Below are 12,291 nucleotides of genomic sequence, written 5' to 3'. Positions count from 1 at the left end.
ACCGGAAGCTGGGTCTCCACACGAACTTACGGCTCTGCGGGAAACTTCATGCAGGATAGTGAAAGCCAGCGGCCGCTGCCCCCGGTTCCGCTACCGTTACCCGTCGCCCCTCTACGCGCAGTTTACCCTCAGCATAGAGCTGGATTGCCCGAGGATACACTTGGTGTTCCTGTTCCAGGATACGAGCAGCCAGGGCATCCGGCGTATCCCCTGCCAGAATCGGCACGGCCGCCTGGATAATGATGGGCCCCTCATCGACGCCCTCAGTCACAAAGTGCACGGTGCAACCGGCGATTTTGCACCCATGATCGATGGCTTTTTTCTGGACATCAAGGCCGGGAAACGACGGGAGCAGGGACGGATGAATATTCATCATCCGGTTTTCATAGGCCGTGACCAGCACCGCCGTTACAATTTTCATGTACCCGGCCAAGAGCACAAGATCCACCTCGTGCTTCTGCAACACCTCAAGAACAGCCCTATCGTAGGCTTCGCGACTATCGGGGCGGCCCACAAACGGCTTCGGGTCCAACCACACAGCAGGTGCGCTATGTTTCCGGGCCCGTTCGAGGCCACCGGCGGCCTGCTTATTGCTGAGCACGACCGCGATCTCAGCCGACAGGGTTCCCGCCTCAATGGCATCGATGATCGCCTGCAGATTGGATCCTCGACCGGAAACCAACACACCGAGCCGCACTAATCGAGGGGGCCTAGCCGACATACTCCACCACACCCTCGTCGGTCGTCTGCGCCACCATCTCTCCAATGTGATAGGCCCGATCGCCTAGTTCCACGGCTTTCGCCATGACGCGATCCACGTGTTCCGGGGCCACCACCAGAATCAGCCCGATACCCATATTGAACACGCGATACATCTCGCCCAACTCCACATCTCCACGTTCCTGAATCGCCTGAAAAATCGGCAGCACCGGCCAGGATCCACGACGAATTCGCGCCCCACAGCGAGTGGGAAAAACCCGCGGCAGATTTTCGGTAATTCCACCGCCGGTGATGTGGGCGATGCCCTTGATCGGGCAGGCCTCGGCCAACGAAAGCACTTGTTTGGCATAAATCCGCGTCGGCGTCAGGAGGGTCTCGCCCAGGGCACCGCCAAGTTCCGGCAGCACACTCTCGACCGTCAGTCGGCTTTTCTCAAACAGCACCTTGCGCACCAGGGAAAAGCCGTTGCTGTGAACGCCGGTTGAGGCCAACCCGATCACGGCATCCCCCGGAACAATCTGACGGCCATCGATCATCTTCGGGCGATCGACAGCCCCCACGGCAAAACCCGCCAGATCGTATTCACCCTCGGCATAGAAGGAAGGCATCTCGGCGGTTTCCCCTCCGATGAGGGCGCAACCGGCCTGACGGCAACCGTCTGAAATCCCGCGGACCACGGCCTCGGCCGTCTTTAAGGAGAGTTTGCCGGTGGCAAAGTAATCCAGGAAAAAGAGCGGCTCTGCGCCACTCACGGCAATATCGTTGACGCACATCGCCACCAGATCGATGCCGACCGTGTCGTGTTTGTCCATGAGGAACGCAATTTTGAGTTTGGTCCCGACGCCGTCGGTTCCCGACACGAGCACCGGATCCTGATACCGATTCGCCTGGAATCGGAACAGGCCCCCGAAACCGCCCAAATCGGTCATCACTTCCGGGCGAAAGGTCGCCCGCACATGCGGCTTGATCCGTTCGACGAATTCATCGCCGGCATCGATATCGACTCCGGCATCACGATAGGTAGTCATTGGGGCCGCATCTTAACGATGCGGTGGACGGTTGGTCAACAGCGGTACGTGACTCTTATTCTGCAGTAGGAAAGTGTGAGAGTGCGCTGTGTTTCCAGCCGGCAATGCGTTGATATGGGCCGGGTGCTCAAAACGATCGTCCAGCAAGGCCGCAGGGAGCGAGGCGAGTGAGGCGTACCCTCGGGGTACGTCGCAGGGAGAGTCGCGACTGAGAACGCCGCTGGCGATCGTTTTGAGCACCCGGCTACATCTCGGGGCGCATTTCAACATCCAACAACTTAATCTTGCGATGCAAGTGGCTGCGCTCGATCTGCAGGTCTTCGGCCGTGCGGGAAATGTTCCAATGATGTTCGCGCAACTTGCGGGCGATAAATTCTTTCTCGAACGCATTACGGGCATCGCGGAGCGAGTCGTAATGCCTCGTCAAGAGGGAATTGGACGCCTGCGCCCCAACCGGCTGTTGCGAGGCGGGTAACTGAGGGCGAACCTGCAACGCCACCGAGGCGTGCGAGGCTTCAATCACCGGCCCCGGGACCATGATCATCAGCCGCTCGATCAAGTTACGCAATTCGCGGATGTTGCCCGGCCATTCATACTGCATGAACACATCCATGGCTTCGGGAGCCACCGGCTTGATCTTCAAGCCCTGCTCCTCGGCATGCACCTGTAGGAAATGTTTCACGAGCAAGGGAATGTCCTCACGGCGATCCCGCAGCGTCGGCACCACGATCGGCACCACATTGAGCCGATAGAACAGATCTTCCCTGAACGCACCTTTTTCGATTTCCTTCAGTAGATCCTTGTTCGACGCAGCCAAGACCCGTACATCCACCTTGATCAACTTGGTCCCGCCGACCCGCGTAAACTGCTGCTCTTGCAACGCCCGCAAGACCTTGGCCTGGGTGCTCAAGCTCATATCCGCAATTTCATCCAGAAACAGCGTCCCGCCGTCGGCCTGCTCGAACTGGCCCCGTTTCATTGTCGTCGCGCCGCTGAAGGAACCGCGCTCGTGCCCGAACAATTCGCTCTCGATCAATGTTTCAGGAATGGCGGCGCAGTTGACCGCCACAAACGGACGTGTTGCCCTCGCACTGTGCTGATGGATGGCTCTGGCGACCAATTCTTTACCGGTGCCGTTTTCGCCGCCGATCAAGACCCGACTGTTGGTGGGCCCCGCCGTTTCAATAATCTGCTTGAGCTGCCGCATGGCCGGTGACTGCCCGACCAGCTCGAACTTCCGCTCCACCTTCGTGCGCAGCGTCCGATTCTCCTGCTCAAGCCGGTGCTGATCCAGGGCATGTTTTACCCGCAGCGTCACGTTTTCGAGCGACAGCGGCTTCTCGATGTAATCGTACGCCCCCAGCTTGATCGCCTTCACCGCCGTCTCGATCGACCCGTGCCCGGACATCATCATGACCTGCGTCTGAGGCACCAGTTCCCGCAACCGCCGGAGCGTCTCCAGCCCATCCATGTCAGGCATCCAGATATCCAGCATCATCAGTTCGGGGGGGCCCACCGCGCACAGCTTGAGCGCCTCGATGCCGCTCTTGGCCACACTCACTTCGTAGCCTTCATCCTCCAGAATACTGCTCAAGGAGTTCAGGATGGAGACTTCATCATCGACAATCAGAATTGAAGCAGACATGTTTTCCCCACACTACACATCGGCGGGCCCGGCTCACACCGGTAACTCGAAGGTAAACAAAGCCCCCTTGGGCTGATGGTTTCCGGCATGAATCTGGCCATCATGATCGGTCACAATCCGCCGTACGATCGCCAGCCCCAGCCCGGTCCCCGTTTTCTTCCGTGAAAAATAGGGCACGAACAATTTCTCCTGATCCTCCGGCGCGATACCAATGCCTTCATCCGCCACGGTGACGACGGCACGACGCTGTTTCGTATCGTAGCGGGTCTGGATCCACAGATGCCCCTTGTGGTTCATCGCGTGAATCCCGTTATCGCACAAATTGACCATGACACGCTTGATCTGCTCGCGATCGAAATTAAACGGCGGCAGGTCCGGATCCAGCGTCACCACGCATTCTACTTCGCGATGCGCGCTCTCATACAACGCGACCACTTCTTTCACCACATCATCCAGCGAATTCATCGTCATGTGCGGGGCCGGCATCCGGGCAAACTTGGAGAACTCGTCCAGCATTTGCTTGAGGCTGCCGACCTCATTGATGATCACTTGCGTGGACTCATCGCAGATCCGGTCGAAATCCGGAGCCTTATCCTGAAACTTTTTCCGCAGCCGCTGCGCCGACAGCTGAATGGGTGTCAGCGGATTTTTGATCTCATGAGCAATCCGCTGCGCAACCTCCCGCCAGGCCGCCGCCTTCTGCGCCTTGATCAATTCCGAAAGGTCTTCGAAAATCAGTACGAAACCGAGGTCCTTGTTCGACTCATCCTTCATGCGGGAACACTGCACACCGATGGTCAGAAACCGCCCCTGCAAATCCAGTTGTCCTTCGAGCGCAATATTATCTCGCTGGTCGGCCAGCATCCGATCGTAGACCGATTGAAACAGGTCCAGCTTGTATTCCTTGAAGACCTCGTTGGCCGGCCGGCCCCGAAACCGGTCGGCCCACAACCCCAACATCCGTTCCGCAGAGGGATTGAAGGTAGTAATGATCCCCTGCCGATCGATCGAGAACAGTCCCGCAGCGATCGTATCGACTACCGTTTCAATATAGGCGCGCCGACGGTCCAACTCGCGGTTGGATTGCCGGAGCGAGACGTTGGCTTCTTCAACCTTCGTCTTGCTGCTCTGGAGGTCGGCGGTCATACGATTGAAGGACTCGACCAGGGTGCCGATCTCGTCCGTCGCCTTAGCTTCGATGCGCACGGAGAGATCCCCCTGCGCAATGGCTTCCGTCGCCTCGGCCAACCGCTGAATCGGCACGGTAATGCCGCGCGCCACATAAAACCCGAACCAGGTGGCACTGAAGAGAATCATCACCGTGATGACCGCCACCAGCAAGTAGGCGCCTGCCTTGATGGGGTTCTTCATCGCCTTCATTTGTTTATACTCGGTATACTGACGCCCGATGCTCTCCATCTTGCCGAGCAGCGACTCCGGCACGTAGGCATCGACCACCACCACCCCGTCGATTTCTCCACGGCGGATACTGGAGGCGATCGGGACACCGGCCCTCACCAGCCGTCCCGTCTGCGCTTCCTGGACGGATGTCAGTTCCTGCTTGCCGTTGATGACCTGCAGCACCAGTTGGCCGATCGGCAGATCGAGCACCGCCACCGGCACCTCGGGATCCAACGATTTGGTCAACGTTTCCATTTTCGAAGAAAAAACCTCGATCCCGGCCGTGGCATATTCCGCGCGCTTCCGGGCGATCGCCGCGACCAGCAAATCCCGCTGCTCGGGCGACAGCAACTCCTCGCGGAAAATCTCATGGCTGATGGCGCGTGCGCTGTTAATCGCCAGGGACACATGCCCGGCATGGTGCATGCGGGCGACTTCATAGGAGTCCTTCATCACGTGCTCGATCTGGTCGTTGAACCAGACATCGACAGCCTTGTTGACCAGGCCGCTGGCGACCAGCGCCAGGAGGACCGTGGGAATCAGGGAAAAACCGATGAAGGCGGCGACCAACTTCGCACGGAACCCCGACCCCACAAGCCGATGTCGCCGTTCGAAGTAGGCCTTAATGAGATTACGCGAGAGCAGCAGCGTGAGCACGACGAAGCCGATCAAGTCGAGATTGACCAGCAACAGCACGAAGGCATACCCGGTACTGGGGAGAAAAGAATCCGACTCCTCCCCCACCGGGACCGCCATTTGAGCGTAATAAAAGGTGAGGGCCAGGCACGGCAGGAGTAAGATCAGGACGATCCACACCGGGCGGACATGTCGCTTGCGTCGTTCACTCTCGAGCGAGGCAGGCGTCGACGGCTCTTTCTCGCGCAGCACACCCGGGGGTATGAGCTTCGTCATGTCCGTCGATTCAGGCATTCTCGATACTCCGACTCACACCCGGCCCACTCGATCCTGCCTCACTATAACGAATTCAGGTGGGAGTCTCAAAAGAAGACGCGCGGACCACGCCCCTCGCTTCATCGACCACCAGTCGGGAACAGAGACATTGAGGGAGACAGTGTCACCCCGAAGAAGGACCGACACCACGGAGCAGGACGGCACGCAGAATAAATTCACGAGGCTACGGAGTGTGAAGCGTCGATTTCCCTGAGGTCAAACTGACGAATTTCATCCTCAGCGCATAGAGCATGTCCTTCATGACAACTTGCTCATCCGCGGTGAGGTTGCCCCGCGTCTTCTCTTCAAGCATGGACAGCAGATCGATGATTTCTTTGGCCTGGGGAAGATTCAGCGGCATAGACGGCTGCTGAGGATCCAACTGCTCTCCCATCAGCATCAACGCCGAACTGCCCATCGAGATGACGAAAGAAGAGAAGTTAACCGGCAGATGCCCCGAATGTGTATGGGCATCGGGCTCATGATGGGGTGCGGCAGCGGCAGCCTCCGTGGGGGGAGGTGTCACCGACGGTGCGGGTGGAGGGGCCTCGTCACCCCGTCCTCGACGATCACGGACGACGAATCCCTGCTCCTTGTCATCACCCATGGGAAAGCCTCCGATCATCCAATGAAAAATGCAGGGCCGTACCCTACCACAGGCCTTGAAGAGGCGCAAGACGAGCAGCCCCGTTGAACGTCCTGAAAAACTCAGTTAGAGTGGCGCCACGGAGGGCTTCGCATGTCATCACGTTTCGATAGAGTCGTGGCCATCATGGCCCAGCTCCGGGCGCCGGGCGGGTGCCCCTGGGATCGCAAACAGACCCACGAATCCCTCAAGCCCTATTTGATTGAGGAGACGTATGAAGCCCTCGATACCATCGACCGGCTGGACTTCGCCAAGCTGAAAGAGGAACTGGGCGATGTATTGCTGCAGGTCTTGTTTCACAGCCAGATCGGCACAGAAGCAGGCACCTTCACCATCGACGACGTCTTACAGCAATTGGCCGACAAACTCGTACGCCGCCATCCGCACGTGTTCGGCGACCAGGCCACCGGCCAGCCCTCCCTCAATTCCGACCAGGTCGTCCATCGCTGGGAAGATATCAAGCGGGCCGAACGCAAGCAGGCCGGCAAACCGGATTCGGTCCTGCATGATATTCCTCAAGCCCTTCCCGCGCTCCTCCGCGCCTATCAAACCCAGGTCCGTGCGGCGCGGGTCGGATTCGACTGGCCGGACAACCCCCAGGGCCTGGCGGCCGTACTTGCCAAGGTCGAGGAAGAAATCGGGGAACTCAAAAGCGCGATCACCGACGCGGGTGAACCTCCCTCCGGGGACGAAGCTCAACCGCAGGCCACGCCGGAAATGGCCGCGGAGCTGGGAGACTTGCTGTTTTCTCTGGTCAATGTTGCCCGGCACATGAAGGTGAATCCGGAAGAGTCGCTTCGTCTCGCCACGAATCGCTTCACCACCCGGTTCCAGTTCATCGAGCGCGAGGCCACTCGAAGCGGGCGGAGCGTCAACGACCTCTCCACGTTGGAAATGGATCACTACTGGGAAGCTGCGAAGCGGCTCGAGTCCACCGGAAGCGCCGAGACCATCCCGCCCCTCACGCCCTCAACCGAACCGACACGGACGCTCACATGAGTGGGGAGCAGAATCCGTACGAAGAAGGCAAACGAGCGGGGCTGCATCCGCTCATCGTCCTATTCGGCGCCATTTTAGTCATGTGGCTGCTGATCAACCTGGCCGTGCCGAGCGGGAAACAAAAACAGGCCGCTGGACCGGAAATTTCACAGGTGGCCACCGAAGATCCGGATGCCGCGCCGGTCATGTATAAAGTTCAGACAACGTTGACCGAATTCAATGCCGTCAGCATCGTGGTACCGACCCAGGTAACGAGCAGCCAGGTGGTCGGCCTCTTGAAACAACTTAAGCAGGCCCGGCTGGGTCAGAGCCTCCCCTCCATGCTCCCCCCCACCAGTCCAGGGCACAAACTCGGGGACCAGGCCGTGGCTGATCTCTACATTTTCTCAGACCCCAAGTATGCAGTAGCCGAAGTGGTCGGGACGCTGGCCCGCGGCGCCCACGCCCCGGGCAATCTCTACCCGCAAGCCATTCCATTCGAAGAAGCGATGGAGCATGTCCTCGGACACTATCGAATCGACCTCAATGACACCAGCAACCCCGACACCGGATCGCTTGGATTTGCCGACGATTCCGGCGTACACAGCAAACAATATCGACGCATTTTCTGAGCCGCTCCCGCGAATCTCCGCTCCCAGACTGTCTCCACTATCCCCAGGCGCGAATCTGTCCCTTAATATCTCCCTAGGTGTTTCCATTCCCTACAGCATCTAGGGGCTTGGCTGTCCGCCACCCCAATGCCTAAAACTTGTGCAGGTTGCTGAAGGGCCGCTCTACGGAGGGGCTTCAGCGAGGAGTCGGCTGATATGCACACGCTTATCCACAGATTCTGTGCGTGGGAAGGAGTCGACAGGATGCGCGATGATGGGACAAGGCCCCGCGAGCCGGAGGCCATCAGACGGCAGGAGGGTTCCTCACGAGGCCAACGACGTTCTTGATCTCCGCCCGCAAGGCATCCTGCTCCGCTTGAACCCAGGCCTCAAGCTGTGCGAAGTACTGCGAGAGCGAACCAGTGAAGGGGGCTACCAACACATCCCCGCGGTCCTTCAACCAGCCTTCCGCCTCGGCGATCCGGACCTTCTGGTCACCGATCTTGCGGGACAGAAATTTATTCAGCATCAGCTGCTGTCCCGGGCTACCAACGACCGTGCCCAGCAACTTCTCCTTCACATACTCCAACTCCTCTGCCTGGGCAATCTTCACCCGGACGGCATGAGTCGCTGCCCAGGTCGCCCGCTGAATCGAGTAGTCGTACGACAACACCGGCTCGCGCGGCTCGCGAAAGGGACCGGTTACACTGGAGATCACCAATTGGTCGTTCAGCATCTGGGTATTCCTTCTCTTCCCGTTCCCATCGTCATTGAAACATTAGACCGGCGACGCCTGCAGATACCGGAGCAGCTTCGCCGCCGTCTCAGCGCCGTCGCGAATACAATCGGGAAGGCCCACCCCACGATAACCGGCGCCGGTGACAGCGAGGCCGCCGAATCGCGAGAGTGCCGCCTCCATCTGCGCAAGCCGGTCGAGATGTCCGATCGTATATTGAGGCATGGCCCGATTCCAGCGATTCACTTCGACATAATGCGGCGTCGCCTGCAGGCCGACAATCGAGGCCAATTCCTCCCGCACACACTGGACCAAGGCCTCATCGTCACGCTGCAAAATGGCCTCTCGCCCAACCCCCCCGAGATAACAACGCACGGATACATCCTGCGGTGGGGCTCGGTGCGGCCACTTGAGCGAAGTCCACGTGGCTGCGATCAAATCACGACCCTCGATGCGCGGGACCACGAAACCGAACCCTTGCAGCCGGTTGCCCACCGCCTCCTCAGGATAGATGAGCGAAATTGTGGCCGTCGAAGCATAAGGAATCAGATCCATTAAGCCGGCTGCCATCGGCGTCAACGGCCGAACGAGCTCGGCGCTGACATAGGCCGGTGTAGCCAAGACCAGCGCTTCCGCCGAAAGCGAGGTCCCGTCGGTACAGATGATATCGTACATCCAACGTCCGGCCTGGTGGGAGCGCACCCGTAACGCCTCCACCTGAACACCGGCCTTCAACATCCCGCCGGCTTGCTGGATATGCGCTGTCAGCCCCGCCACCAAATCGGCCAGGCCGTTTTTCAGCGTCACAAACATCGTGTGTCGCGGGCGGCCGCCGGGCGCGTTCTGCATCCGTGCACGACGCGCCGCCATCATACCCCGAATCACACTACCATGCGCCTGCTCCAACTCGTAGAACCGCGGGAACGTCGCCCGAAGACTCATCTGCTCCGCATCACCTGCGTAGATGCCGGCCATCAGCGGCTCCATGACCCGTTCGCAGGCATGCCGTCCGAATCGACGGCGAAAAAACGATGCCAGCGATTCGTCGTCGGCCGCCCGACGCGCCGGAATCAACACATCGCAGCCCATACGGGCCAGATCGATCCAGGATAATAGTCCGCTGCGAAAAAACGGCCCCAGCTGAGTCGGCGTAAAGGTTACAAGTCCTTCCGGCAACTCGTGTAACTGCCCGCCCCTCAAGACGCTCGCTTTTTTCTCAACCGGGTTGGTGTTGATGAGCTGATCGGCGATCCCGAGGCGTCGGCAGAGCTCCATGCCCCAGGGCTTTTGCGAGAGAAACGAGTCCGGCCCCGCCTCCATCACTAACTGGCCGACCCGATGCGTGACGATTTTCCCGCCCCAGACCGGTGCGGCATCAAGAATGGTGCAGGTGAGGGCCACATCAGCCGCGGCCGCCTGCTCCTGGAGCGCAAACGCCGTGGAGAGGCCTGAGATACCTCCGCCGATGATGACAACTGACCGTGGTGTACGCGCCACAGGTGGTGCCGCTAATGGACGAGCGAAGACTCGTGCGCCTCCACCACCGACATCAACATGTCGATCAGGGGAGCCGAGGCGTTCAACATGGGAATACGTTCCAGCTGGAGTCCCTTCGTCCGGGCCAGCTGCGTGAGCTCAATATCGATATCAAACAGGGTTTCCACATGGTCGCAGATGAAACCGATCGGCGCCACCAGCACCTGGCGATGGCCTTCCTGCGCCAATTCCGCCAAGGCCTCCTCGACCGATGGCCCAAGCCATTTCTCTCCCGATCGTCCCTGGCTTTGATAGGCAAACCGCGTCGGCTGAGTCCCGAGTTGTTCGCAGACCGCCTGAGCCGTTCCTTTGACTTCTTCAGGATAGGGGTCCTTCATGGCCACGACCCGCTCCGGCAAACTGTGCGCGGTAAACAAGACTGGCACCTGCCCACGCACCTCGGCGGGGAATCGCTCCAGCGTCCGGCGAATATTGTCGACAATGGCGGCGATCAAGAGCGGATGGCGATGCCAACTCTTGACGAAGCTGATCGGGGTCTCGTTGGCAAGTTCAGCACGCGCCTCTTCAACCTTCTTTCGATAGGCGCCGATGCTGAGCGAAGAATACTGCGGGGCCATGCACAACCCAATGATGCGGTCCGGAAGGGCATCGAGCAGTTCCGTGTAGGTTTCCTTGATGAACGGATGCCAGTGCCGCAACCCCACATAACAGCGGTAGTACGCGTGACCCGACATATTTAAGCGCTGCTCCAATGCCCGCGCGACCTCACGCGTGACATCGAGCACCGGAGACTTTCCGCCGGTCACCCGATATCGCTCGCGGATTTCCGCAATCAGTTCAGGCGAGGTTGGTCGTCCACCGCGAACATCCAGGAGATACGGCGCCACATTCTCGAGGCAATCGGGGCCGCCCATGGCCATGAGCAAGACAGCAACCGGCTGCTTCGCCACAGACCCGCTCACCGCGTACTCAGCTTATGCACCAGATCGATCGTGGCGGCGACATTCTCCACGGGGGTATTCGGGAGAATTCCGTGACCCAGATTGAAAATGTGGCCCGGACGCCCTGCGGCCCGTCGGAGAATGTCCGTCACGCGCCGCTCGATCTCGGAGATCGGTCCAAACAACGTCACCGGATCGAGGTTCCCCTGCACCGCGCGATCGTGGCCCACCAGGGCCCAGGCCTCGTCGATCGGAATGCGCCAATCGATCCCGATCACGTCACCACCGGCCTGGCGCATGGCCTTGAGGATCGCCGTGGTCCCGGTGCCGAAATGAATCAGCGGGACGCCTTCGTGCTTGAGCCCCTCGAAAATCAGCTGCACATGCGGCATGACGTATTCGGCATAATCCCCGGCTGAGAGACACCCGACCCAGCTATCGAAGAGCTGCACGGCCTGGGCGCCGGCCTTGATCTGACGACGAAGATAGCCGGTAATCACGCGTGCGAATTTATCCATCAAACGATGCCAGGTCTCCGGCTCGCGATACATCATCTGTTTCGTATGAATGTAGTTCCGCGAGCTTCCACCTTCAATGGCATAACTGGCCAGCGTAAAGGGCGCCCCGGCAAACCCGATCAGAGGCACCCGACCGGCCAGCATCTTGCGGGTCAGACTGATCGCATCCATCACGTACTGCAGGTCCCTCTCATCGATGACCTTCAGCCCATCCACAGCCGCCCGATCCCGCACGGGATTGTGGATGATCGGCCCCTCGCCCTCCGCAAACTCCAGAGAGAGCCCCATCGGCTCGAGCGGAAGCAGAATATCGGCGAAAATAATGGCGGCATCGAGGGCAAACCGGTCGATCGGCTGCAACGTGACCTGCGCCGCCAATTCAGGCGTCTTACACAGATCGAGAATGGAATGTTTTTCTCGTAACCGGCGATATTCAACCATGTACCGGCCTGCCTGGCGCATGAACCAGACCGGCGTGCAATCAACCGGTTCGCGCCGGCACGCTTTCAGAAATCGATCATTCATAATGGAGCGCATTTTAGAGGGGCAGTCCAAAGAGAGTCAAACAATCTTGCGCCCAACCGGGCACTGAACCGGAACCATCGAGAGTCTGCCGATG

General features: G+C 59.5%; 11 protein-coding genes. 2 read left to right on the top strand and 9 right to left on the bottom strand.

The window, feature by feature from the left end; all coding sequences use genetic code 11:
* Nucleotides 1–46: 46 nt before the first annotated feature.
* The 5 genes from purN to V9G17_14935 form a co-directional block, all read right to left on the bottom strand.
* A complete protein-coding gene (gene purN, locus V9G17_14955; protein MEI2753900.1) occupies nt 47–721 on the bottom strand; it encodes a phosphoribosylglycinamide formyltransferase in 675 nt (224 codons plus the stop codon).
* The gene (gene purM, locus V9G17_14950) at nt 711–1,748 is read right to left on the bottom strand and encodes a phosphoribosylformylglycinamidine cyclo-ligase (protein ID MEI2753899.1); all 1,038 of its coding nucleotides are present in this window, start codon (nt 1,746–1,748) and stop codon (nt 711–713) included. Before purM ends, purN begins: the two co-directional genes overlap by 11 nt.
* Before the next feature lie 244 nt (nt 1,749–1,992).
* Nucleotides 1,993–3,393, bottom strand: a complete 1,401-nt coding sequence (locus V9G17_14945) for a sigma-54 dependent transcriptional regulator (GenBank protein MEI2753898.1) — start codon at nt 3,391–3,393, stop codon at nt 1,993–1,995.
* A 33-nt stretch (nt 3,394–3,426) separates the two neighbouring features.
* The gene (locus tag V9G17_14940) at nt 3,427–5,724 is read right to left on the bottom strand and encodes an ATP-binding protein (protein MEI2753897.1); all 2,298 of its coding nucleotides are present in this window, start codon (nt 5,722–5,724) and stop codon (nt 3,427–3,429) included.
* A 205-nt stretch (nt 5,725–5,929) separates the two neighbouring features.
* Nucleotides 5,930–6,352, bottom strand: a complete 423-nt coding sequence (locus tag V9G17_14935; GenBank protein ID MEI2753896.1) for a DUF1844 domain-containing protein — start codon at nt 6,350–6,352, stop codon at nt 5,930–5,932.
* Nucleotides 6,353–6,484: 132 nt separating this feature from the next.
* Here V9G17_14935 and mazG point away from each other — a divergent pair, with 132 nt between their 5' ends.
* Nucleotides 6,485–7,390 carry a nucleoside triphosphate pyrophosphohydrolase gene (gene mazG / locus V9G17_14930; GenBank protein MEI2753895.1) on the top strand — a complete coding sequence of 302 codons (906 nt, stop codon included), beginning with the start codon at nt 6,485–6,487 and terminating at the stop codon, nt 7,388–7,390.
* Entirely contained in the window at nt 7,387–8,001 is a 615-nt protein-coding gene (locus V9G17_14925) for a hypothetical protein (protein ID MEI2753894.1), read from the top strand. The genes mazG and V9G17_14925 overlap by 4 nt, the downstream gene beginning before the upstream one ends.
* A gap of 283 nt (nt 8,002–8,284) precedes the next feature.
* On the opposite strand, the gene V9G17_14920 is transcribed toward V9G17_14925, so the two are convergent.
* From V9G17_14920 to hemE, 4 genes are read right to left on the bottom strand one after another with little or no spacing between them, the layout of a single operon-like run.
* Nucleotides 8,285–8,716 carry a hypothetical protein gene (locus tag V9G17_14920; protein MEI2753893.1) on the bottom strand — a complete coding sequence of 144 codons (432 nt, stop codon included), beginning with the start codon at nt 8,714–8,716 and terminating at the stop codon, nt 8,285–8,287.
* Nucleotides 8,717–8,758: 42 nt separating this feature from the next.
* Nucleotides 8,759–10,213 (bottom strand): protoporphyrinogen oxidase, encoded by a 1,455-nt coding sequence (hemG, locus tag V9G17_14915; GenBank protein ID MEI2753892.1) that lies wholly within the window; start codon nt 10,211–10,213, stop codon nt 8,759–8,761.
* 11 nt (nt 10,214–10,224) lie between these two features.
* Complete coding sequence (gene hemH / locus V9G17_14910; protein MEI2753891.1) at nt 10,225–11,175, bottom strand: ferrochelatase; 951 nt, start codon at nt 11,173–11,175, stop codon at nt 10,225–10,227.
* The gene (gene hemE / locus V9G17_14905; GenBank protein ID MEI2753890.1) at nt 11,172–12,197 is read right to left on the bottom strand and encodes a uroporphyrinogen decarboxylase; all 1,026 of its coding nucleotides are present in this window, start codon (nt 12,195–12,197) and stop codon (nt 11,172–11,174) included. The genes hemH and hemE overlap by 4 nt, the downstream gene beginning before the upstream one ends.
* Between the last annotated feature and the right edge of the window lie 94 nt (nt 12,198–12,291).

The organism is Nitrospira sp. (assembly GCA_037045225.1).
Lineage (GTDB): Bacteria > Nitrospirota > Nitrospiria > Nitrospirales > Nitrospiraceae > Nitrospira_A.
Note: the sequence above shows the minus strand (reverse complement) of the source record. Positions and strands in the feature narration are given on the sequence as shown.